This is a genomic window from Deltaproteobacteria bacterium (genome assembly GCA_020848905.1).
Taxonomy (GTDB): domain Bacteria; phylum Myxococcota_A; class Polyangia.
Map to the genome: position 1 here is coordinate 73,913 of JADLHG010000029.1, position 16,994 is coordinate 90,906.

Consider the following 16,994-nt stretch of genomic DNA (forward strand, 5'->3'; position numbering starts at 1 on the left):
TGTTCCCGTCGTCACGCTCTAGAAAGCTCCTACTGGAATAGATCGGGGATTCCGTCCTTGTCCGCGTCCGGCAGGGCGGAGAGCGCCTGGACCGCGTCCGACACCCCGTCCCCGTCCGCGTCGTCGTCGCTCCCGTCGGGTAGCCCGTCGTCGTCATCGTCCAGATCGGCCAGGTCGTCCTGGCCGTCGCCGTCCGCATCGACCAGCGACAGCGGGTTCTTGCTCTTCCCCTTGCCGAGCTGCACCCGCCCGGCCGTGGCCGACTGGCGCGGCGGGAGCTCGAGCAACACCGTGCCGAGGTCCAGCACCGCGCTCCTGCCGCCACACGACTCCTTCGCCTGCCGGTGCAGGCGGCTGCTCAGCGTCGTCGCTCCGTCCTCGGGAAAGAGGAACTGCGCGACCTGCAGGCCGGGGCCACGCGCCGACGAATCCCGCGGGAACTGCACGAGCACGGCCGCGCTCTCGGTGCAGGGGAGGGTGATCGAAAAGGGCACCGACGCCCGCTGGCCGCCCCCGGCCTGCGGCGCAAACGGCGCGCCGAAAAAGAACCGCAGTTCTGTTTTGCTCGCCGGCGCCCCGGGGCTCCCTCCCGCGTCCCGGCCACCGTCGCCCGCCGGGGGCCTGACGGCCGCGTCCGCCTTCGCTCCGCCGGTGGCCGCGAGACCCCGAAAGATCACCGCCGCGAGCTGCAGCGGCTTGACCCCCGGGGCGAGCTTCGACGCCGCCGGCACCTCGAGACGCCCTCGCAGCACGCGGCACGGCGCGTAGCTCCGTCCCGCGCTATCCAGGCACTCCGACAGGCCCCCCGCAGGCTCGTCCGTGCCGAGGCACCCCGCCGCTCCCCACCCGAGAAGGGCCAGGAGCGCCCCGACCACGCCGGAGCCAGGCCCGACCGGCTGCCCCCGTCGCCGCATGACGCGCCGGCGTGCGCGGCCCAGCCCGAGCAGCGCGACGACTGCCATCCACCAGCCGGCTCCCGCGGGGCCACTCCCCCGGCCCAGCTCGCAGCTGCACCCCTCCGCCTGGACCGGACCGCCCACGGCGTCGGGGTGGGGGTTCGCGTGAGCCTGTCCCGTCTCTCGCTCACAACCCCAGCCGTCCACCGGCACCCCCGGGCGAGAGGCCGGACAGAGGTCGCACAGGTCCCCTACGGCATCCCCGTCGAAGTCCCGCTGGTCGGCGTTCGGTACGCTCCGGCAGTTGTCCCGCGCGTCGGGGGTCCCGTCCTGGTCCCGGTCCGGTGGCGGAGCGGGTGGAGGGGGCGTCGGATCCTTTAGTTCCATGGCGACGAACTCGCTGTCGTTGAGGTCACCGTTGCCGTCCTTGCTCGCCGGGCACTGCGCCACGAGCGCCGCGCCGTCCTCCGCCCCGTACCGCCCCACCGCCAGGTAGAGCTTCTTCGGCAGCTCTGCGCCGAACATCTCCACGAGGTTCACCGTTCCTTCCACGACCCCGTCGTCGCTCTCGATCATGCTGGGCGTCGCCGCGCGCGCCGCGCCCGTCACCTTCAGCCAGGCGGCGTAGTTCCCATCTCCCTCGTCGGCGAGAACAGGCCCCCCCGTGGCCACCCTCCCGGCCTTGCCGAACGCCGCGGGGACCATCCGATCCGTCGCCGTGCCCACGTAGACCGTCACGTCGCTCCCGGGCCGCGCGGCGGTGGCGGCCAGATAGAGCTGCCGCCCGTTGAAGCTCGCGTAGAGCTTAGTGCCGGCCGCTTCCGCCGCGAGGTACGCCGCGTCGTCGACTCGGCCGTCCAGCAGGTAGCGCTGCCGCGGCCCTCCCGCCTGCGCCAGGCACCCCTCCACGTTCACCGGAGTGCCGAGGAGCGTGTCGGGGCACTTGTCGCAGGCGTCTCCCACCCCGTCCCCGTCGGTGTCGGCCTGGTCCGCGTTCTTCACCCCGCGGCAGCTGTCGTAGCTGTCCAGTACGCCGTCGTCGTCGGCGTCGGGGAGTTGGGCCTCCACGAGCTGATAGACCTTCGTCTCGTGGCTCCCCACCGAGACCGAGACCCCGCGCGCGAGCGAGGCCTTGTCGGTGGGCACCTGATCCTTCGCGTTCAGATGATTCACCAGCCAAAGCGTGCCCGACCCGTAGTCTCCGAGCTGCGCCGGCGGCGGAAAGAACTTCACCGTCGTGCCGAGCGAGCTCGACTTGAAGCGGTTCGACAGGACCACGAAGTGCTGCCCCTCGCGGTAGCGCGAGAACGAGTAGACCTGCGCTCCCCCCTGGTCCGCATCGCTGTTGATGCGCGTGAAGGTGTCCCCGGGCTCTCCGAGCGCCCCGTAGTCCTGCCCCTGCAAACCCGGGTTCTGACCCCGCACGAGGAGGAGCCGCCGGTAGTGCTCGTGGAGCCCTGGGTCGCCGTCGGTCCCGAACTTCATCTGCCCGCGCATCTGCAGCGCGCCCTGTTCGTCCCCGTAGTAGATCATGGGGGTCCCCGGCAGGCTCAGGAGCACCCCGGCCGCCGCGCGCTGCACATCCTTGTTCCTCCCCGCCTGGAGCAGGAACCGGTCCTCGTCCTGCGTGTCGAGGTAGCGCAGCCGCAGCACCCGCGCCGGATCCACCTTCTCGCGCACCTTCCGGATGTAGGCGTTCGAGACGAACTTCTCGGCGCTCGCGAGGGCGCCGTGAAACGCGTCGAGGCCGCCGGTCTTGGCGAAGATGTCCTTGAAGTTCCAGTAGAGGTACGAGTCGTAGGCCAGATCGAACTGCTCGTCGAAGAAGCCCGGCGACGGAGGAATGATCTCCGCCAGCATCGCCCCCCCGGGCTTTCGCGCCACCACGCGGCGGCGCATCTCCCGCCAGAAGGAGGGCGGCACGAAGGTCGCGATGTCGCACCGGAAGGCATCCACGCCGTGATCCATCCAGTACTCCACGAAGTCGATGAACAGGCGGCGGACGAGGGGGTTGTTGTAGTTCAGGGAGGGCAGGGTAGAGAAGTCGAAGGCGTATTCGAACGGTCGTTCGTTATTGCCCGGGTTGAAGACGAACCAGTCGCGCAGCACCGATCCCGGGTTGGCCATCGCGGCGCGGAAGATCGGATGGCGGTCGGAGGTGTGGTTCCCGACCAGGTCCAGCATGACCCGCATGCCGAGCTTGTGCGCCTCGGCCGTGAAGTAGTCCCAGTCCCCGACGGTGCCGTAGTCCGGGTGGGTGTCGAAGAGCGCGGTCGCGGCGTAGCCGTGGCTCGTAGGCCCGGGGGTGATGGGCATGATCCAGAGGACGTTCACGCCCAGGGTCTTGAGGTAGGGGAGTTTTTGAACGATGCCTCGGAAATCCCCGTGGCCGTCGCCGTTACTGTCCTGAAAGCGCCGCGGAAAGACCATGTAGATCACCGCCTCCTCCTTCCAGAAGCGGTCCTGATCGTCGAGCTCCTGCCCCGTCGCCTTGCCGTCGCCGCTCACCCGCACCGTGATGGCCCGCGGGTGCGACCGTCCGATCTGCAGGTAGAAGACGTAGCTCCCGGCTTTCGGCGGGGGAAAGGCCACCGTCCGCCCCCCGTTGAGGACCGTCAGGGTCACCGGCGCCGGGTTCCGCGCGTCGGGGATGAAGCGGTAGTCCCCGCCCACGCCGCTCGGCCGCCCGTCGAGGTGCACCTTCCCGGAGACGAGCGCCACGTCGGCGCGCGGCTTCACCGAGGGATCGAAGCTGCTCACCACGTGAAGCTCGGTGGCGGCCTCGGAGCTCCAGGCCCCCTCGTGGTCCTGCACCTTGAGCCCCACGCGGTAGAGACCGGGCGCGCTCGCCACGACGCGCGGCTGCGAGTGGAGCGCCGGGAGGGGCTGCCCCTTGCCGTTCCCTTCGTCGTCGAAGAGCAGCAGGAAGAAGCCGTCCACCTGGACGCGCTCCTCGTCGTAACTCTGGAAGGAGAGCGTCCCCGGCCCTGAGAGCTGCCGCCACGCGTAGGCCGCGAGCCCCACGCGGTCCGGGTCGTTCGAGAGGCCCCCGTCGAGCTGCACCTCGGCGCCCACGTGCCCGAAGCGCGTCGGGCCGGCGTCGGCCACCGGCGGCTCGTTCTGCAGGTTCACCAGAATCGAGGTGGTGAGCTTGTCCCCCGTGCGGCCGGCCGCGTCCGCCAGCTCGAAGTCCACCTCGTGAAAACCCTCGGGCGGGGAGGCGAGGGTGGCCGTCACGGTCACCGCCCCCCCGGCGCCCGTCGTCACCTTCACCGTCTTGACCTCTTCGGTGGTATCGGGCTTCGCTGCCCCCGCGCTCCGGAACATCCCCGGCGGCTCGTTCGTGTGCAGCCGGACCTTCACCTTGCCCGCGTCGATGGGCGTCCCCCCAGCCCCCGGCCGCGCCTGTACCGACAGCACCACGGAGCCGCTCGTGAAGAGGGTACCGGGCCTCGGGCTCAACGTCTCGGGCTGGTACTTCGGCCGCTGCGGGTCGCGCACGAAGTGCAGGTTGTCCTTGCCGAACTGCCCGCCGAACCCCGGGACCCGCGGGCTCGGGTCGTTGAAGAAGTTCGCGTCCGGCACGTCGTCGGGATTCAGGTCGCAATCGGAGAGCGTAACGTACTGGTCCGCGTTCGCCACGAAGACGTAGATGTAGTCCCCCTCGGGGAGCTGCACCGTCGTGGACCAGGTAGCGCCGCTCTTGGTCATCGGCCGCGCCTTGCAGAGCGCGTTCTCGCCGCCGTAGCGGTCGATGAGCAGGTAGGCGGTCTGGATCCCGGCCTTGTAGCTGATCTTGGCCGCGTCGAAGGAGAAGGTGACGTTCTCGGCGTAGCCCGACGCGGCGCCTCCCGGCCCGATCGTCGGGCCTGCAACGAGCGCCACGAGGACCGCCCCCCAGACCACGCGCTCGAGCCGCCTCATGGCACCACCTTCAGCGAGGGCCAGGCGACCTTCAGCACCTCGCCCGCCTCGAGGTTGCCGTTTCCGTCCCGGGTCGCGGGGGTCTGCGCCGCGCTATAGAGCGCCCCCCCGTCGCCCGAGGCCCACGCCCCGACCGCGAGGTAGAGCACCGACGGCGCGCTGCCGAAGGTGGCCTTGAGATTCACCGTCCCCTCGACGACTCCGCCGTTCTGCGCCGAGCTCCCCACGTCGAAGCGCGGGTCCTGGCCCCCCCCGGCGGTGGCGAGCAGCCGGTCGGGATTGCCGAGCTCGAACCACCCGGCGAAGCCGCTGTCGTTCTCGTCGGCCAGGACGAGCGTCTTGCCGGCGAAGGCCACCGTGCCCGCCTTTCCCCACGGGGCGGGGACGGCGCCACCCGGCGCGGTACCCGAGAGCAGCACCAGGTTGTCCGAGCCCTCACCGGCGTCATCGGTGGCCAGGTACAGGTGGTCCCCGCTCGCCGCCAGATAGATCGGCATCGTGCCGGTGCCGCCCGCCACGAGGGTCGCGGTGGCCTCCAGGCGGCCGTCCATCACGAAGGGGGAGGGGCGCGTCGGAGCCGGCAAGGCATACGACGGCGGCGCCACCCCGATGAGGCCCGCGTCGTAGTCGGTCCGGGAGAGGTCGATCACCGTCCCGCTGCCCAGGATGTCCTGCGGCGTGCCCGGGATGTTCACGTCGCGCCAGGTGCCCACCACGTAGATCGGCGTGACCACCGGCTGCTCCTTCACCTCCACCACCAGATCCGGCGCCTCCTGCTTGAACATCAGCTGCGCGTTCGGGGTCCCCGGGGGATCCTTCTGATCGACCTGTCCCTTCCCCGTGCCGGCGAAGATCGTCGCGTGCGTGTAGTCGAGCGTCCCCCCCTTCACCGGCACCGCCCCGAGCTTGCGCGGGTCGATGAGGCGCGGATCCGAGCAATTAGAATCCGTCCACTGTTTCTTGCTCGCGTCGCAGAGCTCGGTGATCAGGTTCTTCATCACCGTCGGGAAGGCCCGCCCCGTGGAGGTAACCAGCTTGTTGAGCTGCCCGCACCCCTTGTCCTTGGGGCAGCGCACCGCCTTCCAGCCGTAGGGACGGTTCTTGGGCAAGAAGAGGGTGCGCTCCCAGACCCCCGGCCGGTCCTTGCGCTCCACCATCTGCAGCACCACGTTCTCCCCGCCGGCGAAGGCGTCGGTGGCGTTCTGCCCGAAAGCATCCTCGGCCTGCCCGAACTCGCCCGTGAGGAAGACCGCCTCGCCGGGGTAGACCCCCTTCGCGCTCCCCGTCTCGTCGAGCCAGGAGGCCGACACGTCCACGCCGAAGCGCACCGGCACCTTGTCGGGGCTACCCACCAGGATGGCGGCCGTGACGGGCTTCTCGTCGGGGGCCGCAAAGTCGGCCGACCGGCTCTGCCAGGGGGTCGCTCCCTCGACGAGATAGACGGAGTAGGGCTTGCTCTGCTCGCTCGGCCCGCCGAGGCGTCGGTCGGGGGCGATGCGCACGCGTGCCTTCCCCTCCCAGATCCCGTCCCCGTCCTTGTCCGCGAGCTCCACCACCGACGGGAAGGTCGGGTCGAAGGTCCCCTGCGCGTCGAAGCTCCCCCGCAGTGCGGGCTTCTGCAGGGCGCCCGCGGGGCGATCGTCCACCCGGAAGGTCACCTCCACGAGTCCCTCGGGCGCCGGAGGCTCGGGCACCGTGGAGAGACGAACGGCCACCACCCGCGCCTTCTCGTCGGGCACCTCGAAGAGCGTGAGCTCGCTCAGCGGGCGGTTCCTCTCGTCCACGGCGCGAGCGCTGTAGCCCCAGTACTGCGGTCCGAGCGCGTCGTCCTTCGTGCCCACCGTGCGGACGGGGTCGGCCGCCACCCGGAGCGTGGCCTCGAAGCGGTGATCGCCGTCGGGATCCTTCAGCTCGAGACGTTGCGCCCGCGACGTGTACGCGCCCGTCAGCGGATCCACGCCGAGCAGGAGCCAGACCGTCTTCAGGCTCGCGCTATACCGGTCGTCCACGCGAAAGGTCACGGGCGCGGTGCGCGCTGGCCCGCCCCCCCGGAAGTTCGCGCTCGCGTCGAGCAGCGCGCCGCTCGCGTCTCGCACCCCGGCGAGGCGCAGCGTGTACGTCACGAGCCCCACCTGGGGGGCGGTCGTGAGCCGCACTTCGCCTTCGGCCGCCTCGGCCCCCGCGATCCCGAGAGGGGCGGGGGGCACGACGCCATGGTCCGCGGCCCGGTAGTGCTCGGCCCGCTCCGCGCTCGCCGTGTCGAGGCGACAGGCGAAGCGCACCCGCACGCTCGTCGCGCTCTCGCTGGTCACGGCCACGACCTCTCGGCCGCTCGGGCACTGCGCGGGCAGCTCGCCGCGACAGCCACCCAGCCCCGCCACGAGGAGCAGGAGTGCCGTTCTCATCATGGCGTCCACGTCACGTCGTCGGCCACCCAGACGAACGGCGGCTTGTTGGTGAACTTCTTGTACGTCGTCTCGTCCCCGAAGAGGCACTGGATCCGGACTACACCGTCGCCGTTTACGTCCCCGAGGATCCGGAGCGCGTTTTCGTTCCCGGGGAACTCCTGTCCGTCGGAGAAGACCGACGGCCCCGGGGTCGCGTCGGCGAAGGCGGCCTGGGCGTCGCCGGGGTTCGCGGCCTTGTACGAGACGGTGAAGGGGGCAAAGGCCTTCCATTGCAGGCTCGCGCCCAGGGGGACGCCCCGGATCCGGAGCGAGTAGACGCCGTCCCCCGCCTTGGCGTCCCCGTTCTGGCCGTTGTCGAGGAGCTGCGGCTCCGAGCCGGCGAGCGGCGCCCCCTCGGGAGGGAAACCGCCGAGCTGCGTGCTCACCGCGTCGGATTGCCCCTTGGTCAGGCCGTCGGTGCTGACCGTGCTCCCCTGGATGAAGACCCCTTCGCGCTGCGCGGCGAGGGCCGCCAGCCCGATCGCGCGGGCGGGGATGGCCCCCATCACGGTGTCGCTCCCCGACACCTTGTAGCTCAGGACCACGTCGACCGTCGGCGCCCGGTCCACCCCCTTGAAGGTCGCGCTCCCCTGACAGGGGTTGTTCGACAGGTCGGTTACCCCGGCCGGCGTCACGGTGTAGCTCTGCCCGGCCGTCATCTTGCTCACCTGCAACACCACGAGGCGGTCCGGAAAGCTCGCCCGCGCCCCGTCGAAGGCGGCGGCCTTGCGCCCCGGATCTCCGGCGAAGTCGGCCTGCACCACGGCGAGGCCGGGGAGACGGTAGCTGCCGGCCACCCCCGCCGTGAGCGGAGAGAGCTGCTCGTCGAAGGCCACGGCCACCTCGGTCTGCGAGAGCGCCACCGCGTAGACCACCTTCGGCGGGGTAGAATCCCCGAAACCCTTGAAAGCGACGCGCTGTTCTAGAAGCACATTCGGCGGCGCCGCCAGGTCGGAGACGTTCGTGACCACCAGGGTGTAGGCCGCCTGCTGCGCCTGCAGCCCGGTGGTGAGCAGCACCGAGGTTCCCCCGCCCTGCAGGCTGGCCTGCTGGATCTGCGGCGCCGCGCCCCCGTCAGCCACGATGGCAAAACTCGCGGTGCTCCCCCCGGCCGCGGGAGCGATCTTCTCGTCGAACTGCACGAGGAGACTCGTCGGGCTCCGCGGCAGAACGCCGATCACGCGCGGGGCCTGGGTGTCGGCCAGCGGCGTGAAGGGAACGAAGCCGCTCGGCGCGACGAAGCTCTGCTCCTGGGGGACCCGCTGCACGTTCCCGAACACGTCGGCCTGCGACCCGAAGCTCAAGGTGTACGCAACCCCGTTTTCCATCCGCCCCGTCCGGAGCAGAAGCTGGTGCGGCAGGAGCGCGTCGCCGATCGTGCCGGCCTTCTCGAGCTTCACGCTGAGCGGCTGGCCGCTCCGGGCGTGACGGGCCCGCAATGCGAGCGCGGAGGGGTCGACCACCAGGCGCTCGTCGAAGCTGAGGAGCAGGGACTCGCTGTCCCGCACGCGGAGGTTCTGGAGCTTCGGCGGCGCGAGGTCCTTGGCGAGACGGGTGGGAGCCACCTCGGGAAGGCCGTCGTCGTAGTCGTTGGTCTTGTCCCCCACGCGGAAGGCCTCCAGGTCGCGCCAGGTCCCGACCAGGATCGGCGGACAGAGCACGTCCCCGGTATGGGCGGAGCAGACCTCGTCCGGGTTCTCCCGCCTAAACATGACCTGAGGACGGGGCAACTGCTCTCCCGCCCTGGGGACGAAGGGTCCCGGCGCCTCGGTCCCGGAGGCCGAGAGCTTCGCCGCTCCGTAGTCGAGGAAGCTCACCGCCTTGCCGTCGGCGCCCGGCAGGGGGAGCGCCGTCAGCGTCGAGGGGTCGATCTCGACCGCCGTCACGTCGCTCGTCGTGCAGAGGCTCTTGTGCACCTTGACCAAAGTAGAGGGAGGATTCTTGTATTCTCCCTCTATTCCGTGGGCGACCTTCCAGGCGTAGGTGCCCGCCGGCACGAGCAGGCTGAGGGTGTAGACCGGCTGGCCGCGGTGGAGCTCCCCTCCCGGCTTCATCTCGAAGGCGGGGATCCCCGTCACGTCGGTGCGCCCCGCCACGGAGATGGGGTTTCCCTGGAGGTCCCGCGCCACCGCCAACACGGTCCCGGTGAGGTAGAGCCCTTCCCCGTCGGGCAGACCGCGTCTACTGCCGTCCAGGTTCAGGAAGGCGAAGCCCGGGACCGCTCCGAACGTCATGCGATAGAGGGCAAAACCCTGCACGCGCCGCGGCTCCTCCTCGGGATGGAGGTTCCCCGCCAGGTCTCGCACTCCCTTGACGAAGAGGTCGTACGGGCGGCGCTTCCCCTGCGGGTCGGTGACCACCCAGACCTGCCGGCGATCGCGGAGGTACGCGGCTTGCGTCGCGAAGCGCTCCCCGCCCAGAGGCACCATCCGGTAGTTCCCTGCGTTCTCCGCACTCTCGGGGTCCAGCTCCTCGTCGAAGGTGAGCACTACCACCTGGCCCACCGTCGGGTCCGCGACCTTGGCGGCGGGGTTCAGCTCCCGCAGCGAGGTGGGGCGCACGCCGATGAGCTGCGGGGGGGTGCGGTCCCGCCCGACGAGAACCGAGGCCGTCCGGCCCCGGAGCGGGTTGCCGTTGGCGCTCGCGTCCCGGAGGCCCTTGACGTGCACGGTGTAGCGCTGTCCGAAGTCGGGCGGCCCCACCTCCAGCGTCACGCGACTCCCGCTCGCCGCCGCGCTCCGGATGGGCAGGGCCCGCTCGGCCGCGTCGAGGACGAGGTAGTTCGTGGCCGTCGAGGCCGCCCCGAACTCGAGCACCTCGGAGAAGGTGATCTGGATCCGCTCCGTCGAGGTGAACTCGGCCGAGACGAGCTCGGGGGGGACGCGGTCGTCGAGGGCAGCGGTCAGCGGAGCAGGGCAGCGCGCACAGGTGCCGTTCTCGGCGGCCTCGGGGACCCCCTCGGGGGTGAGGGGCGCCCGCGTGCGCGGGTCTCCGAGCCCGAGTCCGCCTCCCGAGACGCGCCCCTCGCCGACAGAAGCCGCCGCTGCGCCGCCCAGGTCCCGGGCGAAGTCCAGGCTCCCGCCCTTGATGCGCGCGTTCAGGTTGACCTGGTTCTTGTTCGAAGCCTCGTCGCCGAAGCTGTCGCGCCGGATCACCAGGCAATCCGGGGCCCCGTCGGCGTGTCGACTGACCACGTCCTTCACCTCGAGGAGCCGCGCGTTCCCCGGCCACTCCTCGGTGCGCGTCCACCCCTCGCCGGCGGAGCCGTTCGTGTACTTGTACTTGACCCGCATCCCGCGCGGCAGCACGAGCACCCGGGTGAAGACCCCGTCGCCCGCGACCTCGTCTCCGTTCGTACCGTCGTCGAACATCGCCGTGTCCGGGTCGTTCGGCACCATCTGCGGCTTGAGACGTCCGGCTCCGTCGCCGATGGGCGAGGAGTCCTCGACCGTGATGGCCAGAAAGACCTTCCCCGCCTTGGTGGGCTGCCGGACGAGCTGCGGCGCGCCGTTCCCGTCGAGCGCCTGCCCCGAGGCGTCCACGGTGAACATCACGTTCACGAGGGCGGCGTCGCACGAAAGCTGGATCGCGAGGCGCTCCGTCGCGGCGGTGAGGGCGTTCCGATATTCCGCGCTCGTGCTCTCTGGCAGCTTCGCCTCCCCGAGAAAGGGCTCCTTGAGCTCGGCGTCCAGGGGGCCGAAGAGCGCCTGCTGCCCCGTGACGCTGGTCTTGCCGAGGAGCTTCGCGACCACCGCCTCGAACGCGCGCAGCTCGGCCCCCGTCCCGCGGGCCTGCGCGAGGAGCGAGGCGATGACGCTCGGCGGCACCGAGGAGAACGCCCCTCCCTGCCCGGCCACCTTCTCCTGCACGAGCTGCGCGTGCGCCGTGCTCTTGCCGTCCACCCGGCCGAGGTCCCGCCGTTCCCCGCGGCGCAGCTCCGCCGCCACGGCCTTCAGCACGCGGTTCCCCGCGCGCGCCACCAGCCGGATCGAGGGGAAGTCCAGGCTCGGGCGGAGCGAGAGCTCGTTCGCGCCGTCGGCCCCCGCGGTCTGTCGCCCCACGATCTGATCGTCCGGGTCGTAGACCGTGACCTCGGCGGTGCTCCCGCGGGGCAGGTCCAGCTGGTAGGCCAGCGTGGCGGCGGGCGGCGGGGTCGCCTCGTAGCCGAGACACCCGGCGACCGCGAGCAGCGCGAAGGCGGTGGCGGCGCGCGCGCTCATTTCAGCCGCACCTCCAGGGCCGCGTCCGGCAGGCGCAGCGGCTCGCCGGTGGCCGTCACGGCGAGCGCGTCCTCGAGGCGCACCGTGCTGCGGTCGGCGCCGCCTCGCGGCTCGAACCCGAGGCGCACGAGCCCCCCGCGCGCCGGCAGCAGCACCCTCCGCGTGTCGGTCACGGCGACGGTGAGGCTCCCCTCCGCGCGGTCGAGCCGTCCGGAGAAGACGCGGTCGAGTCGAGCGGCCTCTGGTGCGGCCTCGAACGCCGTGAGCCGGAGCTCCGCCGGGGCGTAGGTCACGCGGACCTGCAGCGCGCGTAGCCCCGCCGGACCGGAGACGCGCAGCTCGAGGGTCCCCGCCCCCGCACGCACGAGCTCGAGCACGGGCGGAGGAGCCAGTCGCTCCTCCACCGGAAGGCTCCGGTCGCAGCCCGCGGCGAGCGCCAGGGCCAGCGGCAGGAACGCGGGCCTCACATCGCTAGCGCGCATGGAGCCGGTCCACTTCCTTCACCAGGTCGAGCACGTCCACGCGTCCGTCCCCCGAGAGGTCCAGCTCGGGGCGGCTCGGTTGCTCCCCCTTGATCACGGCCACGATCGCGTCCGCCGTGCCGAGCGCCTTCGGATCCACCGGCCGGCACCCGTCGCGATCCACTTTTCCGCGGCTCCCGGGCGCGCTCACGGGGCAGAGGTCGCACAGGTCCCCCGCGCCGTCCTCGTCGAAGTCCGCCTGGTCCGCGTTCGCCACCCTCGGGCAGTTGTCGGCCACGTCCAGCTTCCCGTCCCCGTCGAGGTCCTCGGGGTCGGTCACCTCGGGAGGATCCAGTTTTCGGTCCACGACGAAGGGGATCACGAAGGCCGAGAAGACCCGGGCGCGGCCGGGACGCTCATCCACCGCGCGGACCGACAGCACGTGCGTCCCCTCGGCGAGCCCCGACACGTCCACGTCGTCGAGCGCGAAGGTCCGGTCCCCGCCCGCGTCGGCGCCGCGCTTCATCGGGACAAAGCCCTCCCAGAGCCCCTCGGGCGAGCCCGTCGCCGGCTGCGCGCCGCCCAGCGCCCCGTTCCCCGCGTCGAGGCGCACGTACGCCGCGCCGGCCGTGGCTCCGACCCGCAGGGCCACCTGGAGCCGCCTCCCCGTCACCTTCGGCAGGAGGAGGACCTTCGCCGGCACGCGCACCCCCCCCGCGCTCCGCCGCTCGCCGACGGTCTGCACGGGCGCATCCGCCACGCGCTGCCCGGCCTGCCGGAGCTCCACCGGCCGCGCGCCGTTCTCGGGCCGCGCGGGTCCGGCCACGGCATACGCGGCGTAGTTCTTCTCGGGCCCCGAGGGGACCGCCAGACTCACGAGCCCGTAGCCCGGGGGAGGCGAGGCCCCCGCCGCGGCAGCACCGTAGCGACTCAGCGCCGCCTGCACCTGCGCCTGCGGCAACGCCTTGGGGTCGAGGACAGTGGTCGTTTGCACGGGGGAGTTTCCCGTCAGCTCGGTCAGCACCGTCCCGGGGGGGAAGGCCGTCACCACCAACGGGCGCGGATCGAACCCGCCGAAGCGCGCCACGCCATCCGGCCCCACCCGACCGTCTCCGCCGATGTTGTCGTGAAGCGCCACGAGCAGCGCCGCCCCCTGGCCCGGGACGACGCGCTCGTAGACGTAGGCGTCGTCGTCCACCAGGCGGTTGAACATGCCGCCGCGCGCGTAGCGGTTGTGGAGGTCCACGAGCGTCGTGATCGTGGATCCCAAATCGCCGAGCGCGTCGACGCGCCCGGGGCGGACCCAGCTCTTCGGATCGGGGTTGTTCCCGTCGAAGAAGACCACCGCGTCCCCGGGTCGCGTGAGCACGAAGGCCAGCGCCAGGTTCTCCTGCAGGTCCGGCGCATACTGGTCGTGGCTCTGGGCGAAGGAGACGGCGTCGTTGCGCCCCATCCCGCCGAACTCCTCCAGCGCCCCCGCGTCCCCTCCGTGCGGGAAGGAGAGCTGCCCGAGGTCCCCATTGCCGCCCGCCCCCTGGCCGAAGAGGCTCAGCAACCGGAACATGAGGGGAAAGTTCAAGAGCTTCATCCCCGTCCTGCGGTAGGACTTGAGCTCTCCGTGGATGTCCCCCGTGTAGCTCTCGCCGAAGATGATCGCGTCGTCCCGGTCGTCGTCGTCGTCGGAATCCTTGTTCCCCCGCCGCTGGTCGTAGTCGTCCTGGATCGCCTTGTTGAAGGCCACAGGGTCGCCCGCGAAGTCGTAGGCGAAGAAGCTCTCGGGCACGTGCCGGATCGCGTCCAGGCGGTACCCGTCGGCGTCGGTTGCCTTGCCCATCCACCGCATCCAGCGGTGCAGGTACTGCCGGATGTCCTCGGGGACCGGCTTGCCTCCCGGATAGCACTCGGCGCAGTTCGGCTGGCGGACGAAGACGGGCAGAGGGAGACCGTTCGCGTTGTTCTTGCCGTCCCGCGCCCCGTCGATCCCCGTGCCGCTACCGTTCAGGACCTGCTCGTTCGCGAAGTCGATCAGTCCCAGGAGGGAGTAGTTCTGGTTCTCCCACATCGGCGAGTAGTCGGTCCACGGAGCGCGTACGAGGTGCGTGTAGCCCGGCACGCTCGCCCCCGCCGGCATCTGCACCGCGGCGACGAGCGGCTCAGGGTTCCAGTTGGCGCTCTTCGGCGAGACCCAGGCGGTGCCCCCGCCGAGCGGCTGTGGCACGAGCACCTCGTAGGTCACGCCCCCGTCGAAGGTGCGCGCCGGCAGCAGGTGGTAATCGAGCGGCCGCGTGTGAGGGAACTGGTCGATGCGGACCGGGTCCAGCGTGACGAAGGAGTTCTCGATGAGCGCGGGGTTGGCGTTGTGGTTCATCACCACGTCGAAGATGACCTTGCCCCCGAAGCGGTGCACCGCCCCGGTCAGCGAGACGAGCTCGGCCCGCGTCCCGTAGCGCGTCGGCACGGTGCCGCGCTGGAGCTGGTCCCCGAGGTCGAAACGATCGTAGGCCGAGTAGCCCACGTCAGCGGTCCCCTCGGCCCCCTTGCTGGGCGGGGGCAACCAGATCACGGCGTAGCCGGCCTGCGCTACCTCGGGGAGGCGCGCCTCGATCTCTTTCCAGCTCGTCTGGAAGTACTGGAGGTAGACCCGGGCCCGGCTCTCTCGCGCGAGCAGGAGCAGAACCGCCACGCCGAGGAGCGGCAGCGCGATCCAGGCCCTTCGGAGCCGCGTCTGGCGGCGACCTCGCACGTGCACCATCCGAAACCTCAGAAGCTCGCCGAGACGGTCCCGATGCCTCGCACCACGTTCTTGAAGCGGAAGCTCATCGCCTCGTCCCGCACGGCGTCCCGCGTGACGTCCACGTCCTTGTTGAGCCACTGCATGTACCAGCCGAGCGTGGCGCCACCGAACTGGTAGCGCAGGTCCAAAAACACGTTCGTCTTCCAGGTCTGGTAGTCGGGGTAGTCGGCCCGCCCGGCCACGACGGCCCCGCTCCGGTGCCCCTCGAGCCAGTAGTCGAAGCGGAAGCCGACGGTTGCACTGAACTCGTCGGTGAACTGGGTCCCGAGCGAGGTCTTGGTGAAGATGAGGTGCCCCGAGTAGTCGTCCCCGTCCAGGTCGAGGTCCCTCAGATCCCGGTCGAAGATGTACTTGAGTTTCGTCTCCCAGCGCAGCCCCTTGCCCACGTTGAAGACATACGCCGCCTTGAGCGCGCCGATCATGGTGCGTCGCGCCTGGTTCTGGCGATACACGCTCCGCGGGTCACGCCCGCGGTCGTTCGTGTTGGCGTACGAGAAGAAGTCGGTGTCGGTCATGCCGTCCGAGTAGAGAAAGCTCGGGTAGACCCCGTAGACCTTGCCCGAACGATCGTCCCGCGGGCAGGCCTGCGCGGCGATCGGGGCGCCAGCCTGGTCGGTGATCCGGTTTCCCGTGCAGCGATCCTGGGCGTCGGTGTTGTACTCGAGGAACGAATACTCGGCGTCCAGCTCGAACGCCCCGCGCACCAGCCTCGGGGCGAAGGTCACGCCGTGCCAGCCGACGATCGACTCGTAGAACGCGTCGCGAAAATCGATGAACTCGTTCGCGACGTTGATCGTGGGCACCTGGCCGTCGAGGAACCCGTCGGTCAGGAGCACGTCCGCCTCGCGCCGGGCGCCGAAGGTGGCGACCCAGTCCTCGCCGATGTTGAAGTACTCGAGCCGCAGGTCGAGCCCGATGCCGAAGGGGTCCGCGAGGTCCGCCCGCGCCTTGAGCGCGTAGCCGTGCGCGGTCTTCATCGGGATGGGCGAGATCCCCTGGTTTCCGTCCACGCTGTTGAAGACGTAGCCCAGGTCGGGCTTGCTCAGCGAATAGGCGCCAAAGAGATTCACGTCCACGAAGCCCTTGTTGATCTGCACCTCGAGGCTCGAGTTCAGGTTCTGGTAGCGGGGGAGGGTGGAGACCACGCCGTCGCGCCGGTCGATGAAGTTCGTGGACCCGAGGGCATCCGGGTCGTTGAGGTCCGCCTCCTCGTCGAGGAGGTAGGTCGAGATCCAGGTCCACGAGATCCAGTCCTTCACCTTCTGGCTCAGCTTGAGCGCGTAGGAGGCGTCCCGCGTCCAGAAGGGATTCTCGACCAGGGGGTCGTCGATGCCGCTCGTCCAGCCCGCCGAGGCGTAGAGCTTGGGCAAGGAGATGCGGGCCACCATCCACTCGAGCGAGCCGATGGCACCGTCCAGGAACAGCCCGTGCGCATTGTCGCGATCGATGTAGCGCACCTTGCCGATGGTCCAGGGATTCAGCATGCCGAGGTCGCTCGCGCCGGCGTGAAAGGTGCGGATCCCGGGGATGGGCGGCATCAGCCGCACGTAGAGCCCGCGGAGCTGAATGTACGCGGCGTGGTTCAGTCCCAGGCTCTCGCCCGTGGCGTTGGCGCCCGACGGAAGCCCGCTCTCCCCGAGCGCCAGATCCCCGTTCTCATAGAAGTCGGCCCACTGCCGGTGGAAGCGACTTGCCAGGCGCGCGCCCACCTCCACGCGATCCGAGACGCGTCCGTCCAGGTAGAGCACGAGCTCCGAGGCGAAGCCGTTGTTGCCCGAGTAGTTGTCCCCGCGCGGGTGCGGCGTGCCGAGGCTCACCGACCCCTGAGACTGGTCGTTCTGGTAGAGGATCTTGGTGTACGTCTCGGCGCGCCAGCGGAGCGAGATCTTCGACGGAGCCTGGCTCTTCGGCACCTCGCTCAGCACCTTGGCCTTGAAGCGCTCGGCCCACTCCTTGAGGAACTCGCGCTGCTCGACGGAAAACGGCGCGCGATCGAGGCCGAGATCCGGTTTGCCCGGCGTGCCCGCCTTGCCCGGTGCGGCCGCCCCCGCGGGCTTCGCCTCCTCCTCGTCCTCCTCGTCCTCCGCCTTCGCGGAAGGCTGACTCGCCGGCGCCGGCGTCCCTTCGCGCGGGGCTCCCTGCGACCACCCGCTCGCCGGGAGGAGCAGCAGCGCCACCGCGCCCGCGCCGAGGGAAAGAGCGAAGAGCAGGAAGCGCGATCGGCGTTCTACACGGTGGGACATGGGCAACCG

General features: G+C 70.7%; 6 protein-coding genes. All 6 read right to left on the reverse strand.

Translation table 11 applies throughout. The annotated features are described in order from the left end of the window. Positions 1–29: 29 nt before the first annotated feature. The 6 genes from IT371_11645 to IT371_11670 are packed head-to-tail and all read right to left on the reverse strand — an operon-like array spanning position 30 to position 16,985. Positions 30–4,820 (reverse strand): hypothetical protein, encoded by a 4,791-nt coding sequence (locus IT371_11645; GenBank protein ID MCC6748305.1) that lies wholly within the window; start codon positions 4,818–4,820, stop codon positions 30–32. Beyond that, positions 4,817–7,228 carry a hypothetical protein gene (locus tag IT371_11650; protein MCC6748306.1) on the reverse strand — a complete coding sequence of 804 codons (2,412 nt, stop codon included), beginning with the start codon at positions 7,226–7,228 and terminating at the stop codon, positions 4,817–4,819. Before IT371_11650 ends, IT371_11645 begins: the two co-directional genes overlap by 4 nt. Continuing rightward, positions 7,225–11,487 carry a hypothetical protein gene (locus IT371_11655; protein MCC6748307.1) on the reverse strand — a complete coding sequence of 1,421 codons (4,263 nt, stop codon included), beginning with the start codon at positions 11,485–11,487 and terminating at the stop codon, positions 7,225–7,227. The genes IT371_11650 and IT371_11655 overlap by 4 nt, the downstream gene beginning before the upstream one ends. Beyond that, on the reverse strand, positions 11,484–11,969 hold the full coding sequence (locus IT371_11660; protein ID MCC6748308.1) for a hypothetical protein: 486 nt from the start codon (positions 11,967–11,969) through the stop codon (positions 11,484–11,486). Before IT371_11660 ends, IT371_11655 begins: the two co-directional genes overlap by 4 nt. Continuing rightward, complete coding sequence (locus tag IT371_11665; protein MCC6748309.1) at positions 11,959–14,700, reverse strand: hypothetical protein; 2,742 nt, start codon at positions 14,698–14,700, stop codon at positions 11,959–11,961. Before IT371_11665 ends, IT371_11660 begins: the two co-directional genes overlap by 11 nt. A gap of 8 nt (positions 14,701–14,708) precedes the next feature. Beyond that, positions 14,709–16,985, reverse strand: a complete 2,277-nt coding sequence (locus tag IT371_11670) for a hypothetical protein (GenBank protein MCC6748310.1) — start codon at positions 16,983–16,985, stop codon at positions 14,709–14,711. Positions 16,986–16,994 lie beyond the last annotated feature (9 nt).